Raw genomic sequence first — 15,705 nt, 5'->3', positions numbered from 1 at the left:
CAACACAGAACGGGCCGCGCCCCTTAGGGGACGCGGCCCGCAGGGGCGCACCCCCTAAGGGGCGCGAGGAACTGCGCGACCAGCCACGACGAACCCGCAGCTCACAACAGGCACCCAACTCCCACGGCGCCCCCCTGCCAACCGCTACGCGCGCCCGGCAGTCTTCTGCGTCTTGCGCGTGATCGAGTCGATCACCACCGTGGCAAGCAGCACCCCACCGGTAACCATGTACACGACCGGCGTAGCGATCCCCTCAAGCGCCAGCCCGTACTGGATCGAGGTGATCACCATGACACCGAGCAACGCGTTCCACGTACGCCCGCGCCCACCGAAGAGGCTGGTACCACCGATGACCGCCGCCGCGATGACGTTCATCAGAAGGTCACCCGCACCGGCACTCTGGTTCGCCGCGGCGATCTTCGAGGCCCAGAACAGACCACCGACCGCGGCGAAGAAGCCCGCGACGCCGAACACGGAGATCCGTACCGCCGTCACGTTGATACCCGCACGCCGGGACGCCTCGACGCTGCCGCCGAGCGCGAAGATCTTGCGGCCGTAGCCCGTGCGACGCAGCACGAAGTCCGTGATGACCAGGACCACGATGAACAGCAGCAGCGCCAGCGGCAGGCCCTTGTACTGGTTGAACATGATCGCCGCCGCGAAGGCGATGATCGCCAGCACCGCGGTGCGCACCAGAAGGTCGACGAGCGGCCGGGCCGGGATGCCCGCGGCCTCGCGGCGACGACTGTCCAGGAAGGAGCTGACGAAGAACAGCGCGACCGCGACGACGGCGAGCCCGTAGGCGGCGGCGACGTCCGAGAAGTAGTACGTGGTCAGCTTGCCGACCACGCCGTCGCCGTCGATGTTGATGGTGCCGTTCTCGCCCAGGATCTGCAGCATGAAGCCGAGCCAGAACAGCAGTCCGGCCAGGGTGACCGCGAACGCGGGCGCCCCGATCCTGGCGAAGAAGAAGCCGTGCAGCGCGCCGATGGCCGCACCGCCGGCGAGGGCGATGAGTACGGCCAGCCACTCGTTCACGCCGTGGGTGACGCTGAGGACGGCCATGATGGCGCCCGCGACACCGCTGACCGAGCCGACCGACAGGTCGATCTCGCCGAGCAGCAGCACGAAGATGATGCCGACGGACATCATGCCGGTGGCGACCATCGCGACGGCGATGTTGTTGAGGTTCTCGGCCGAGAGGAAGGCCGAGTTGAGGCTCTGGAAGATGACGCAGATGACGATGAGGCCGACGACGACCGGGAGGGAACCCAGGTCACCGGCGCGCATCTTGCGCTTGAACTCGTCCAGGTAGCCGGCGAAGCCGCGCTCGCGCACCAGCAGCCGGGGGTCGACGGCGACGTCGGCGCCCGCGGCGGCCTCGGGATTCTCGACGACGTGCTCGTCCTCCGGCGTCGCAGAGGTCTTGTCGATGCTCACTTCTGAACCTCCCCGTTGCCGCGCGCCGCACGACGGGTCACGGCGTTGTCCGTGGCACCGGTGATGGCGGAGATGATCTCTTCCTGCGAGGTGGTCTTGACCTCGAAGACGCCGTTGTTGCGGCCGAGCCTGAGCACGGCCACCTTGTCGGCGACGGCCTTCACGTCGGCCATGTTGTGGCTGATGAGCAGGACCGCGTGGCCGCGCTCGCGCAGCCGCTCGACCAGGTCGAGGACCTGGGCGGTCTGCTCGACACCGAGGGCCGCGGTGGGCTCGTCGAGGATGACCAGCTTGGGCTCGCCCAGCATGGAGCGGGCGATGGCCACGGTCTGGCGCTGACCGCCGGAGAGCGAGGCGATCGGGATGCGCACACTGGGGATGCGGATCGACAGCGTCTGGAGCAGTTCGAGGGAGCGGCGCTCCATCTCGACCTCGTCCAGGACGCCGCGCTTCTTGACCTCGCGGCCCAGGTAGAGGTTGCCGACGACGTCGATGTTGTCGCACAGCGCGAGGTCCTGGTAGACGGTCGCGATGCCCAGGTGCTGGGCGTCGTGCGGCTTGTTGATCTGGACGGTCCTGCCGTCCCATTCGATGACACCCTCATCGATGGGGTGCACGCCGGCGATCGTCTTGACCAGCGTGGACTTTCCGGCGCCGTTGTCGCCGACGAGGGCGACCACCTCGCCGGCGTGGACCTCGAGCTCTACGTCGGTGAGCGCCTGGACGGCACCGAACCGCTTCGAGACCCCGCGCAACGCCAGAACAGGCGTAGCGGACACGTTAACCATCTCCTTCGCCGCCTGACCCGGCGGGAGGTTGTGCAGAAGAATGTGGAGGGAAGTGAAGTGTTCCGTCCGGCGCCCCGCCCTAGCTTGCGGGGCTGGTGGTTGCGGGGCGCCGGAGGGGCTTCGGGTGCGCAGGTCCCGTACGGGCATCAAGCCCCGTACGGGAATTCGGTGAGCGAATTCCCGTACGTGGTAGGGGACTTGCCGGTACCTAGTTCAGGCCGACCTTGCCGCAGGCGGCCTTGTACTTGGCCGTGCAGATCTCGTTGACCGTGTAGATACCGTCCTTGATGACGGTTTCGTTGATGTTGTCCTTGGTCAGCGAGATGACCGGGACGAGCACCGACGGGACGCCCTTGGTGGTCGGGCTGTCGACCTTGGTCTTGGCGATGGAGTCGAGCGACTTGCCCTGGGCGAGCGCGACGGCCATCTCCGCGGCGACGTCCGCCTCCTGCGGGTACGGCTTGTAGACGCTCATGAACTGGTCACCCGTGACGATGCGCTGCACACCGGCGAGTTCGGCGTCCTGGCCGGTGACCGGCGGGAGCGGGGAGATGCCCGCGGCCTTCAGGGCGGTGATGATGCCGCCCGCCATGCCGTCGTTGGCGGAGTAGACGCCGACGATGTTGTTCTTGCCGACCGCCGAGATCGCGCCTTCCATGTTGGCGTTGGCGTTCGCCGGCTTCCACTCCTTGGTGTCGTACGACTTCGCGATGTCGACCTTGCCCTCGAGCTCGGACAGCGCGCCCTTCTTGAAGAAGGCGGCGTTCGGGTCGGTGATCGCGCCGTTCATCATGACGATCTTCGCGGAGGGCGTGGCCTTGTCGCCCAGTGCCTCCAGGAGTGCCTTGCCCTGGACGCGGCCGACCTCTTCGTTGTCGAAGGAGGTGTAGGCGTCGATCGGGCCCTCGGCGAGGCGGTCGTACGCGACGACGGGGATGCCGGCGTCCTTGGCCTTCTTCACGCCGTTGGCGATGGCCTTGGAGTCCACCGCGTCCACGATCAGCACGTCCACCTTGTTGGTGATCATCGTGTCGACCTGCTGGGACTGGGTGGTGGCGTCCTGCTTGGCGTTGGCGTAGACGATCTCGCCCTTGTTGTTCGTGAGCTCCTTGACCTTCTTCTCGATCAAGGGCTTGTCGAACTTCTCGTACCGCGCGGTTTCGTTCTCCGGCAGGAGCAGGCCGACCTTGATGTCGTCGCCCTTGGCGGCACCACCGGTGGAGTCGTTGTCGTCGCCGGACTCCTCGGCGCTGCCACAGGCAGCCAGCGAGACGGCCATCGCACCTGCGGCAATGGCAAAGGCGGCACGACGCATACGCGTGTTCACTTCAGAAACCTCCCTGACGAGGCCGCGACGTTGCGACCGAGGTGGCTGGAAGTCAACTCGGCCACACGTGCGACGTCAAGAAGTAAATCCTTAACGAGATGGCAACGGTGCCATCCGTTCTCTAAGTGAAGGCAGGAGTGGCCGCGGGGAGGGTGCCGTCCAAAAGGGTTGAATCACCCATCTCGCTGAGCGCGAGAGCGAGTGCCCCGAGGACCTCCGCCCGACCGCCAAGTGCCCCTGGCAGAACGGATAGTTGACGTGCCGCACTGGGGATCGCATAGCGGCCGACAGACTCCCTTATGGGCCCGAGAACCAGCTCTCCGGCCTCGGCGAGATCACCTCCGAGGACCACTCGGCTCGGGTTGAGCAGGTTGCAGAGATTGGCGACTCCACTGCCGATGTGTCGGCCGACGTCGGCGATCACCCGACGACAGCCAGGGTCTCCGTCCCTAGCCAGCCGCACGACACCTTCCATGGTCAGACCGGTGCCGTGACTGGACTGGAGCAGCGGCAGCACATAGCGCGCCGCCGTGAAGGTCTCCAGGCAGCCCCGGTTACCGCAGCGGCAGACAGGACCGGACTCATCAAGAGTAATATGCCCGATTTCTCCCGCTGTGCCACCCGGGCCGCGATAGATCTTGCCGCTGATGACGAGTCCGGCGCCGACACCGCTCGCGACCTTGATGTATGCCAGGTCCCTGACTCCGCGGCCGCTCCCCCAGACGAGTTCGCCGAGGGCGCCGAGGTTGGCGTCGTTGTCCACGTGCACCGGCACACCGAGACGCCCGCGCAGCTCCTCGGCCGGTTTGGTGCCCGTCCAGCCCGGCAGGATCGCGGTCGAACCGAGCGTCCCGGACTCCACGTCGATCGGTCCCGGCACGCCGAGACCCACGCCCGCGATCTTGGTACGGTCGACTCCGGTGGCCGCGATCAGGCGGCTGACCAGCTGTTCCGCCCGGTCGAAGCCCTGTGCCGCGGAGGCGTCGACGTCCAGCGGCTCGGACTCCTCGGCCAGCACCTGGTGGGCGAGGTTTCCGACCGCCACGCGCAGATGCGTATGCCCGAAGTCGACACCGATCACGATGCCGGCGTCACCGCTCAGGCTGACGCTGCGGGCCCGGCGGCCGCCCGCCGAGGTGGGGGTGACCTCGACGGTCCCACCCTCCTTGAGCTCCCGGACGATGTTGGAGACCGTGGCCGCGGACAGGCCCGTGGTCCTCGCGATCTCGGCCTGCGTGAGCGACCCGGCCAGGCGCACCGCACGTACGACCCGTTCGAGATTGGCTCGGTGCAGCGACGACTGCGACCCGGGTGTCTCCACGACGACCTCCTGCGTACGGGGCCGCCTCGGTGAGACCCCGTCTATGTCCAACTAGTGAACCCTAAGCTGAGCCGTTTGGGTCGCCTCCCGTCAAGAGGTTGAGCAAGCGGGCACGTACTCGCGCCCGTAAACACCAGGGTGGCCCCGAAGTCAATCCGGGACCACCCACACAAACCGAACCAACGGCCCAACCGTTACTTGAGGGCGCCCGCGGTGAGGCCCGCCTGCACCTGGCGCTGGAAGATGACGTACACGATCAGCACGGGCAGCATCGCGATCATCATGCCTGCCATCAGGGCGCCCCAGTCGTTCTCGTAGCCCTGCTGCAGGGCGATCATGGCGAGGCCCTGCGTGAGGACGTACTTGTCCTCCTGCTGGTTGAGCACCATCGGCAGCAGGTACTGGTTCCACTGCCCCAGGAAGTTGAAGATCCCGATGCTGATCAGGCCCGGCTTGGCCATCGGCAGCATCACCTGGAAGAAGGTCCGGCTGTGCGAGGCCCCGTCGATCATCGCCGCCTCGGCGATGGAGGTCGGCAGGGTGCGGAAGAACGCCGTCATGAAGAAGATCGTGAACGGCAGCGAGTACGCGATGTAGACGAGGATCAGGCCTTGGTACGTCGCGAGCAGCGAGGAGCCCGGGAAGTCCCGCAGCACGAAGAAGAGCGGGATGACCAGCATGAAGACCGGGAATGACATGCCGGCCACGAACATGTAGTAGATGAGCCGGTTGCCCGGGAAGGTGAACCGGGCCAGCACGTACGCGGCCATGGAGCCGAGGACCATCGTGCCGACCACCGAACCGCCCACGACGATGATCGTGTTGATGAAGTACTGGCCCATGTTCGCCTTGTTCCAGGCGTTGGCCCAGTTCTCGAAGTGGAACGAGGTGGGCAGGCCCCACGGGTCGGAGAGGATGCCGTTGCTGGTCTTGAAGGAGCTCCACAGCACCCACAGCAGCGGGACGCCCACCATGAGCGCCCACACGATGAGCATGCCGTGCGAGAAGACGTGGAGTACTCCGCCCTCGGAGCTGCGGCCGTCGGTCGGGCCGAGCTTCTTGGTGACGCCCGGGCGGGGTTGGGGCTCGTCCGCCGTGGCCACCTTGTCGATTTCGGTCGTCATCCGCCGTATCCCTAGAACTCGATCCGCTCACGGCGCGCGAAGCGCAACGTGAGCACTGCGAACGTCATGGTGACGATGAGCATCGCGACGCCCATCGCGGACGCGTAGCCGAACTGGCTGTCGCGGAACGCCGTGAGGTAGAGGCGCAGCGGCATGACGTCCGTGGCTCCGTCGGGGCCTCCCATGTTCACCGACATGATCTGGACCAGGGCGAAGCCGTCGAGGGCGATGATGCCCATGTAGACCCAGCCGGTCTGCACCGTGTCCCACAGGAGCGGCAGGGTGATGCGGAAGAAGGTGTGGAAGCGGTTCGCCCCGTCGAGGAGCGCCGCCTCGTAGATGTCGCGGGGAATGGACGCCATCGCCGCCGAGAACAGCACTACATAAAACCCGACGTGGGACCAGATCATCACCGCCATGATGCAGAGCAGGGCGAGGCTCTTCTCGCCCAGCCAGGAGTTCTGCCAGGCGTCCAGACCCACCGAGCCGAGCAGCGAGTTGAGCATGCCGTCGGCCGGGTCGGGGTTGTAGATGTTGAACCAGATGACGGCGATGATCGTGATCGAGATGACCTGCGGGAAGAAGAAGACGAACCGGTAGACACTCGAACCGGTGACGCCGGTGATCACTTCGTTCTTCTTGCGCTTTCCGCCGACATTGAGCATGAAGGCGAAGAACAGACCGAGCCCGAGAGTCACGATCGGGACGGCGATGAGCATATAGACGTTGTGGCGCAGCGCGTTCCAGAACTCCTCGCTGTCCCACAGCTTTTCGAAATTCTCGAGACCGACGAACTTCGCCGTTCCCACCAGGCCCGACCAGTCGGTCATCGAGATCTGGAACGCCTGGACGAACGGCGAGATCACGAAGACCGCGTAAATGATCACGGGTAGGGCCAGGAAGCCCACGATGAATCGGTACTTGCCGTGTTGCATGACGCTTCCCGGCCCTTCCCCTTTGTCTGCCGCGTTGCCGTCCGCCGCGTTACCTGACCGGCGGTCTACTTCTCGCGCGTGAACTTCTTGACGGAGTCGTCCTTGGCAACCGCGTCGGCGTACGCCTGCGTCTTCTTGATCCAGTCGGCGGCCTTCAGGTCACCGGTCAGGAGCTGGCCGGTGAGACCGCCGATCTTCTCGTCGGTGAGCGCGGGGTACCACTCCTGGAGCTGGAGGCTGATGAGGTTGTCGCCGGCCTCCTTGAACACGCTGCTGGCGGAGGCGAGACCCGGCGAGAGAGTCATGCCCTCGGTGGCGTCGACCACACAGGTCAGCGACTTGACCTTGGTCGCGAAGTTCTGCGCGTGCTTCTTGGAGAGCATGATGCGCAGCAGCTCCATGCCGCCGGCCGGGTTCTTGCCCTTGCTGGCGACGATGTACGGCTCGCTCGGCTCGCCGCGCAGTGTGCCGTGCGGCATCTTGTCGCCGGCGCCGCCGTCGAAGAGGGCGCCGACCGCCATTTGGAAGTCCTTCGGCGTGGTCGGGGCGGACTCGTTCTCCACCCAGGAGCCGTTGGGGATGAAGATGGCCTTGCCCTTGTTCCAGGCGGTCTGCGACTGGATGTGGGTCAGGCCCTGGCTGCCCTCCAGGAAGTACTTCTTGGCGGCCAGTTCCTCGTAGAACTCGACGACCTGCTTGACCGCGTCGCTGTTGGTCCAGGCGTTCGGCTCCAGGTTGTCGATGTCGATCCAGCCGTCCATGCCGCCGATCTTGGCGATCTGGCCGAACAGGTTGAAGTGGACGTAATACGGATACTTGCCCGGGTACGTCCAGGGCGCGATGCCCTTCTTCTTGATCTCTCCGGAGAGCTTGACCATCTCGTCGAGGGTCTTCGGGTACTCCCAGCCGTTGTCGTCCAGGGCCTTCTGCGAGTACCAGGTGCCGTAGATCGTGAAGGCGTAGTAGAGCACGTCGAAGACGTCGCCGTGCTTGCCCTTCTCGATGGTGCTCGGGTGGATGACGTCCGAGATCTTCTTGGCGGCGTCGTCCATGGAGGGGGCGTCGAGCAGGGCCTGGAGGTCCTGCAACTGTCCCTGCGAGGACAGCTTGTTCATGTCGAGGTGGTCGGCGCCGGAGTTGTCGATGACGTCCGGCGGGTTGCCGCCCGCGAAACGCGGGGTCAGCTTGGGGCCGACCTGCTGGGTGCCGGTGTGCTTGACCGTGACGCCGTAGGTCTTGTTGTAGTCGGCCTCGGCGTCCTTGGCGTACTGGTCGCCCAGACCGCCCTTGAAGATGAACGCCTCCATCGCGGCGCCCTTCTTCACCCCCAGGGGGTTCTTCGCGGACTTCTCGGCGCCGGGAGCCTTGGTCTCCTCGTCGTCGCCACCACCGCCGGTGGCACACGCCGACAGAAAACTCATCGTGGGTACGGAAATCAGGCCGAGCGCAGCGGACCGCTTGATCAGATCGCGGCGGCCGACGCCCTCACGGTTGTTGTGGGCGGAAGTGGATCCCATGCTCAAGTCCTCGCCTTCATCAGGACTCAGGCGGTGAACCGGACCCTCCCCGGCACCGCGGTTGGTGAAGCTGGGGTCGTGCACTTTCAACACCGGGAGCAGCGGGAATGCGCGGCATTCGGTGTGTGCCGCACCCCCTCGTCCCCGTGGCCATCGCCTGCCCGCGACCAGTTGGACAACTGGGGCAGACGCCGACAGGTATAGTCCACTTCCCATCGGGGGAGCAAGATCGAATGCAGGGTTCGCCGACGTTCTTTCCCTAAGTGAGACCTCGCGGAAATATCAACTGCCCGCGCGGACTCCTCACAGGAAGCGATCGGGAAGCACACAGGAAGCCGACAGGTCACCCGATAGGTGGACCGACGGGCAACCCGACAGATGAACGACAGCATCACCCCCATACGCCACAGCCAACACCCTTGACATCACTGGTCACTTGGCGCCCTACTGGACCTTGCGCAGCGAAGTTGACAACGTTGTCCACGCGCCATGCGACAGGAGGGTGCTCGCGCATGCATCACAGATCTCGGCCCAGATCTTGGCACATCGCACGGCACGGACGGGTTTCCACGGCGGTCCTCGGAGCGGCCGCCTTCGCGCTGGTGGTGGCCTCGCAGGGCGCCGCCGTAGCCCGGCCGGGTGAAGCGGCGGCCGCGGCCCGGGAGTTCGGTTCCTCCTTCGAGACGGATGATCCCGCACCCGACTGGCTCAATACGGTCGATACCTCGCCTGACGGTACGAAACGTTCCTCGGGCGTGGACGGCGGCTTCAGCACCGGCATCCCCGGCAATGTGACCGACCACGTCACGGACGTCCGCGCGAGCGGCGAGAACACCGGCGCGGGCGAGGTGAAGGAGAACCTCGTCGACGTCGAGCCGAGCACCAAGTGGCTGACCTTCGCGCCCACCGGCTGGGTCGAGTTCGACCTGGACGCCCCGGTCAGGCTGGTGACGTACGCGCTCACGTCGGCCAACGACCACGAGGAGCGCGACCCGGTCGACTGGACCCTCCAGGGCTCCACCGACGGCAAGGACTGGAAGACCCTCGACAGCCGCACGGGCCAGGCCTTCGACAAGCGGTTCCAGACGAAGTCGTACGACCTCGCCGAACCGGCCGAGTACCGGCACTTCCGGCTGGACGTCACCAAGAACAACGGCGCCTCGGACGTGCTGCAACTCGCCGACGTGCAGTTCTCGACGGGCGGCCACGAGGACCCCGTGCCCAAGGACATGCTCTCGCTGGTGGACCGCGGCCCGAACGGCTCCCCGACCGCGAAGGCGCGCGCGGGCTTCACCGGCAAGCGGGCCCTGCGGTACGCGGGCTCGCACAAGGCGGACGGCCGCGCCTACTCGTACAACAAGATCTTCGACGTGAACGTCGCCGTCGGCCGGGACACCGAGCTGGGGTACCGGATCTTCCCGTCGATGGCGGACGGCGACCGGGACTACGACGCCACGAACGTCTCGGTGGACCTGGTCTTCACGGACGGCACCTCGCTGAGCGACCTGCGCGCGACCGACCGGCACGGGTTCCCGCTGACGCCGCAGGGGCAGGGCGCGGCCAAGGTGCTGTACGTCAACCAGTGGAACAACGTCGAATCGCGGATCGGCTCGGTCGCGGCCGGCAAGACGGTCGACCGGATTCTGGTCGCGTACGACTCCCCGAAGGGTCCGGCGAAGTTCCGCGGCTGGCTGGACGACGTGACGTTGAAGGTCGCGAAGCCGGAGAAGCCCAAGGCGCGGCTGTCGGAGTACGCGTCCACCACGCGCGGCACGAACTCCAGTGGCGGCTTCTCGCGCGGCAACAACTTCCCCGCGACGGCCGTGCCGCACGGCTTCAACTTCTGGACGCCGGTGACGAACGCGGGTTCGCTCAGCTGGCTCTACGACTACGCCCGCGCCAACAACGACGACAACCTGCCCACCATCCAGGCGTTCAGCGCGAGCCATGAGCCGAGCCCCTGGATGGGCGACCGGCAGACCTTCCAGGTGATGCCGTCGGCCGCGTCCGGGACTCCGGAGACGGGCCGCACCGCCCGCGCGCTGGCCTTCAAGCACGAGAACGAGACGGCCCGCCCGTACTACTACGGGGTCCGGTTCGAGAACGGGCTGAAGGCGGAGATGGCGCCGACGGACCACGCGGCGGCCCTGCGGTTCACCTACCCCGGTGACGACGCGAGCGTGCTCTTCGACAACGTCACCGACCAGGCGGGGCTGACGCTCGACAAGGAGAACGGGATCGTCACCGGCTACTCGGACGTGAAGTCCGGGCTGTCGACGGGCGCGACCCGGCTCTTCGTGTACGGGGTCTTCGACGCGCCGGTCGTCGAGGGCGACTCCTCCGGGGTGAAGGGCTATCTGCGCTTCAAGGCGGGCGAGGACCGCACGGTCACGCTCCGCCTGGCCACCTCCCTGATCAGCGTCGACCAGGCGAAGGACAACCTCCGTCAGGAGATCCCGGAGGGCACGTCGTTCGAGAGGGTCAAGTCGCGCGCCCAGCAGCAGTGGGACCGGATCCTCGGCAAGGTCGAGGTCGAGGGCACGACACCGGACCAGCTGACGACGCTGTACTCCAGCCTGTACCGGCTGTACCTCTACCCCAACTCCGGCTTCGAGAAGGTCGGTTCGAAGTACCAGTACGCGTCCCCGTTCTCCCCCATGCCGGGCCCGGACACGCCGACGCACACCGGCGCGAAGATCGTCGACGGCAAGGTGTACGTCAACAACGGCTTCTGGGACACGTATCGGACGACCTGGCCGGCCTACTCACTCCTGACACCCGGTCAGGCGGGTGAGATGGTCGACGGGTTCGTGCAGCAGTACAAGGACGGCGGCTGGACCTCGCGCTGGTCCTCACCCGGTTACGCGGACCTGATGACCGGCACCTCGTCGGACGTGGCGTTCGCGGACGCGTACGTGAAGGGCGTCGACTTCGACGCGAAGTCGGCGTACGACGCGGCACTGAAGAACGCCTCCGTCGTCCCGCCGTCCTCGGGCGTCGGCCGCAAGGGCATGACGACCTCCCCGTTCCTCGGCTACACGAGCACCGACACGCACGAAGGCCTGTCGTGGGCGCTTGAGGGCTACCTCAACGACTACGGCATCGCGAAGATGGGCCAGGCGCTCTACAAGAAGACCGGCGAGAAGCGCTACAAGGAGGAGTCGGACTACTTCCTCAACCGCGCCCAGGACTATGTGAAGTTGTTCGACGACAAGGCCGGCTTCTTCCAGGGCAGGAACGAGAAGGGCGACTGGCGGGTCGAGTCGTCCAAGTACGACCCACGGGTGTGGGGTTACGACTACACCGAGACGAACGGCTGGGGGTACGCCTTCACCGCGCCCCAGGACTCGCGCGGCCTGGCGAACCTGTACGGCGGCCGGTCCGGGCTCGCGGAGAAGCTCGACACGTACTTCGCGACGCCGGAGACCGCTTCCCCCGAGTTCAAGGGCTCGTACAGCGGCGTCATCCACGAGATGACCGAGGCCCGTGACGTACGGATGGGCATGTACGGGCACTCCAACCAGGTGGCCCACCACGTCAACTACATGTACGACGCGGCAGGTCAGCCCTGGAAGACGCAGAAGAACGTCCGCGAGGTCCTCTCCCGCCTCTACACCGGCAGCGAGATCGGACAGGGTTACCACGGCGACGAGGACAACGGCGAGCAGTCGGCCTGGTACCTCTTCTCCTCGCTCGGCTTCTATCCCCTGGTGATGGGCAGCGGCGAATACGCCGTCGGCTCACCGCTGTTCACCAAGGCGACCGTGCATCTGGAGAACGGCAAGAGGCTCGTCGTCAAGGCCCCGAAGAACAGCGCGAAGAACGTGTACGTACAAGGCTTGAAGGTCAACGGCCGTAACTGGACGTCGACTTCACTCCCCCACTCGCTGATCTCCCGTGGCGCGGTACTGGAGTTCGACATGGGACCGAAGCCGTCCTCGTGGGGCACCGGGAAGAACGCGGCGCCCGTCTCGATCACGCAGGACGACGAGGTGCCCTCGCCGCGGGGTGATGTCCTGGCGGGCGAAGGGCCGTTGTTCGACAACACGTCGGCGACGGACGCGGCCGCTTCGGGTGCCGTGGAGCTACCCGTGGGCAAGGCGGCCAAGGCGGTTCAGTACACGCTGACGTCGTCGTCCGACCGTGCGAAGGCTCCGCAGGGCTGGGTGTTGCAGGGCTCGTCCGACGGCAGCACGTGGCAGGACCTCGACAAGCGGTCCGGGCAGTCCTTCGCGTGGGACAAGCAGACGCGGGCGTTCTCGGTCGCGGCACCCGGGACGTACGAGAAGTACCGGCTGGTGCTCGACGGTGAGGCGACGCTGGCGGAGGTGGAGCTGCTGAGCTGACGCACGGTTCGGCACGCACGCGCACGGATCGGCACGCACGCGCACGACACACGGCACCGGTTACGGCAGGACGGTAACCGGTGCCGTGTCGTTGGCGGGGTCGGGGTCCCGGCGGTCGGTCCCGGCGGTGTCCGTCACCCGCACACTGCCCTCGCCCGGCCCGCCGAGGCGGAGCGTGAACTCGAAGGTGCGCGTCCTGCCCGCTTCGAGCCCGCTCCCCACGGAGCAGGAGTACGTGCCCTGGTCCAGGTCGCAGTAGGGCTCGTACACGTCCTCGTCGATGGCCTCCATGGGCTGCTTCAGCACGGTGGCGCTCTCCGGCGGGGTGAACAGCAGTGTCGTGCTTCCCGGATCGGCGGGCCCGTTGTTGCGGACCTTCAGACGCACGGTGTGCTCGGTGCCGCGCTCGCCGCTCACCTCGGCGGCGAAGACCTCGAAGTCGGCGTAGGTGTCCACCCGCACCTCGCTCCACAGGTCGCCGCCGGCGAACGTCCCCTTCAGGTCGTCCCCCTTCGCGGTCCCGGTCGTCAGCCGTGGGCCGTCGCCGTGGTCGCCGCCCTCGGGTACGACACTGTTCTTGGCGGGGCCCAGGTCCAGGGCCCACGCCTGCTGGTTGAACGAGGTGTACATCTGGGTCCTGGAGACGTTCAGCGCCAGGTCCGGCCGGAGGATGACCGCCTGCCCCGGCGGTATGCGCAGGCCGGGGAACTCGCACACGGCGACGGAGTCCTTCTGGGCCTTCGGGTAGCGGCAGTTGGCGTACCGGTGCTCGAAGCGCAGGCCCGTGCCGACCGCGAGTTTCAGGCCGACGCCCCGCACAGGCACCTCCCCGGTATTGCGGACCACGAGGGGCGTGCGGAGGACGGAGCCGGGCCCGACGTCCTCGAACACCTTCGTCGTCCGCACCTTCACCACGGGCTCACCGACCACGACCCGGGTGCGGGCGCTGAGGGTCTTCCCCTGCTGGGTCGTGAAACGGAAGCGGACCGTTCCGCTGTCGCCGGGCTTGCTGCCCGGAGCCGCGAACGGGTAGACCCGGTCGATGTCGGACCAGCTGTTGTAGGCGCCGCTCACCCGGCAGACGACTCGCGTGGCGATCCCGGCGCACCTGGGGTTCTTCTTGCGGATGTCCGAGATCTTGAGCCGTACCGTCCGCTCGGACCCGACGACGTCTACCGTGAGCCGGTGGTCCTGCGTTCCGAAGCGGCTCCTGGCTTTCACGTCCTCGGCCTCGACATGGAAGGGCACCTTGTCCGTCGGACCGGACCTGTCCCCGGGCGGCCGGAGATAGAACAGGTCCGGCACCGCGATCCACGACTTCTTCCCGACGCCGGCGCCTGCGTCGGCGCCGCACCCGGCGAGCCCGCCCAGCAGCGTCACCAGCGCCAGGCAGACGGCCACGGGCCGCAGCACTGTCCCTCGTTCGCGGATGGCCCCTCCCGGAGAAGACCGCCACAGAAGACCGCCGCTGAAGACCGTCGGACATCGTTCGGAAGTCGGTCGGAGGTCGATTGGAGGTCGGTCGGAGATCGTCGGAATCGCACACGCTACCGCTTCCGCCGGCGGCACAGGTCACGCACCCTCCGGGTCGGTGCTCCCCCGGCCGCCCGGCTCGCGGACCCGGTGATTGCGGCCACCGGGTCCGCCCTGAGCGGCTCGTGCCGCAGGCTCGACGGCTCAGGCTCGACGACTCACACTCGACGGCTCAGGCCCGACGATCAGCCCGGCCGGCAGGCGAGGGCGGTCGCCGCATCACCCCCGGACCCCTCGACGACGTACCCGAACGTCGTGCTCTTGCCCGGATCCAACGACCCGTTCCAGTTGGCGTTGTGCACCATCACGTTCTGACCGGTGTACGTGGCGTTGCCGCTCCAGAGGCTGGCCACGGACTGCCCGCCCGGCAGCGTCCAGTCGACCATCCAGCCGAGCATCGGCACCGCGCCGGTGTTGGTGACGGTCACCTCGGACTGGTGACCGCCGTTCCAGCTGCCCGTGGTCTTGCGGGTCGCGGAGCACGCGCCCGGCGGCGGATCGGTGGGCGGGTTGCCGGGGTCCTTGATGCCCGTCACCTCTCCGTTGCCGCCGTCGAAGACGACGTCGGAGCAGGAGTAGAAGGTCTCCGCGCTGTCCGAGCGCTGCCAGACCATGTAGACGATGTGGCGTCCTGACTTACCGTCAGGGAGCTTGCCGGACCAGGAGTAGTTGGCGTCGACCGTGCCCGGGGAGCCGTTGAGCGGCGGGTGGTCGACACTCAGGAAAGGCTGCTCCTCCATGTCGTTCCAGGTGAGCGTCTTCGTCGGGTCGAAGCCGTCCTTGGTGATGTAGACGTAGAACCAACCCGGGTGCGCGGCCCAGGCGTTGTACGAGAAGTCGACGGTCGCGCCCGAGGTCAGGTGGGTCAACGGCCAGTCGTTGCTCGGCTTGTTGAAGCCGGTGAAGTTGGTGTTGCCGCCGCTGCACAGTTCACCGTCGGGCACAAAGCCACGGGTGCGCCCCGCGCCGTCGGAGCGGAGTACGGAGAACCAGTTGTAGAACGGCGTGGTGCCGCTGACCTGTTGGGCTCCCTTGCAGGCCGGGTTGACCGGCTTGATCTCACCGGTGTCGGTCAGCCCGTCCTGCCAGCACAGGAAGGTGCGGCTGCCGGGCTTCATGGGCGTGCCGTGGGCTTCCGCCTCGCCGCCGGCCGTGACGACCAGGCCGAGGGCCGGGACTGTGACGATCAGGGCGAGCAGGATGAGGAAGAAGGCTCTGCCTCGGGCGGGAAGCCGTACGGGAAGCCGTAATCGCCGTGCGGGTCGGGGAGGTGGCGCTGAAGTTGTCAGGATCATGACAGATCCGTCCGTCCCTTCACTCGTCGCTCGTACGCCGCGTGGGGGTTGGTGTGCGGATACGCGGGGTGGGAGCGAT

10 protein-coding genes are annotated in these 15,705 nt (G+C 66.9%); 1 reads left to right on the top strand and 9 read right to left on the bottom strand.

All coding sequences use genetic code 11. The annotated features are described in order from the left end of the window. Nucleotides 1-144: 144 nt before the first annotated feature. From AB0I18_RS34160 to ngcE, 7 genes are all read right to left on the bottom strand, one after another. The gene (locus AB0I18_RS34160; RefSeq protein ID WP_363109546.1) at nt 145-1,440 is read right to left on the bottom strand and encodes a sugar ABC transporter permease; all 1,296 of its coding nucleotides are present in this window, start codon (nt 1,438-1,440) and stop codon (nt 145-147) included. After that, the gene (locus tag AB0I18_RS34155; RefSeq protein ID WP_363109545.1) at nt 1,437-2,228 is read right to left on the bottom strand and encodes an ATP-binding cassette domain-containing protein; all 792 of its coding nucleotides are present in this window, start codon (nt 2,226-2,228) and stop codon (nt 1,437-1,439) included. Before AB0I18_RS34155 ends, AB0I18_RS34160 begins: the two co-directional genes overlap by 4 nt. Before the next feature lie 208 nt (nt 2,229-2,436). Continuing rightward, nucleotides 2,437-3,543: a sugar ABC transporter substrate-binding protein gene (locus AB0I18_RS34150; protein ID WP_363109558.1), complete on the bottom strand. Its 1,107-nt coding sequence runs from the start codon at nt 3,541-3,543 to the stop codon at nt 2,437-2,439. A gap of 133 nt (nt 3,544-3,676) precedes the next feature. Next, a complete protein-coding gene (locus tag AB0I18_RS34145; RefSeq protein WP_363109544.1) occupies nt 3,677-4,876 on the bottom strand; it encodes an ROK family transcriptional regulator in 1,200 nt (399 codons plus the stop codon). Nucleotides 4,877-5,070: 194 nt separating this feature from the next. Continuing rightward, complete coding sequence (locus AB0I18_RS34140) at nt 5,071-6,000, bottom strand: carbohydrate ABC transporter permease (RefSeq protein WP_363109543.1); 930 nt, start codon at nt 5,998-6,000, stop codon at nt 5,071-5,073. Nucleotides 6,001-6,011: 11 nt separating this feature from the next. Beyond that, nucleotides 6,012-6,935 (bottom strand): sugar ABC transporter permease, encoded by a 924-nt coding sequence (locus AB0I18_RS34135; RefSeq protein WP_363109542.1) that lies wholly within the window; start codon nt 6,933-6,935, stop codon nt 6,012-6,014. 65 nt (nt 6,936-7,000) lie between these two features. Next, entirely contained in the window at nt 7,001-8,452 is a 1,452-nt protein-coding gene (gene ngcE / locus AB0I18_RS34130; RefSeq protein ID WP_363109541.1) for an N-acetylglucosamine/diacetylchitobiose ABC transporter substrate-binding protein, read from the bottom strand. 512 nt (nt 8,453-8,964) lie between these two features. On the opposite strand from ngcE, the gene AB0I18_RS34125 reads away from it, so the two are divergent. Then, nucleotides 8,965-12,798, top strand: coding sequence for a GH92 family glycosyl hydrolase (locus AB0I18_RS34125; protein WP_363109540.1), 3,834 nt, complete (start codon nt 8,965-8,967; stop codon nt 12,796-12,798). A 60-nt stretch (nt 12,799-12,858) separates the two neighbouring features. On the opposite strand, the gene AB0I18_RS34120 is transcribed toward AB0I18_RS34125, so the two are convergent. Together AB0I18_RS34120 and AB0I18_RS34115 are read right to left on the bottom strand one after the other, a co-directional pair. Next, nucleotides 12,859-14,211: a hypothetical protein gene (locus tag AB0I18_RS34120; RefSeq protein WP_363109539.1), complete on the bottom strand. Its 1,353-nt coding sequence runs from the start codon at nt 14,209-14,211 to the stop codon at nt 12,859-12,861. Nucleotides 14,212-14,516: 305 nt separating this feature from the next. Continuing rightward, a complete protein-coding gene (locus tag AB0I18_RS34115) occupies nt 14,517-15,626 on the bottom strand; it encodes a lytic polysaccharide monooxygenase (RefSeq protein WP_363109538.1) in 1,110 nt (369 codons plus the stop codon). Nucleotides 15,627-15,705: the final 79 nt, after the last annotated feature.

Source organism: Streptomyces sp. NPDC050704 (assembly GCF_040654355.1).
GTDB lineage: Bacteria > Actinomycetota > Actinomycetes > Streptomycetales > Streptomycetaceae > Streptomyces.
The sequence above is the reverse complement of the archived record's forward strand: the minus strand, read 5'-3'. Positions and strand labels throughout refer to the sequence as shown.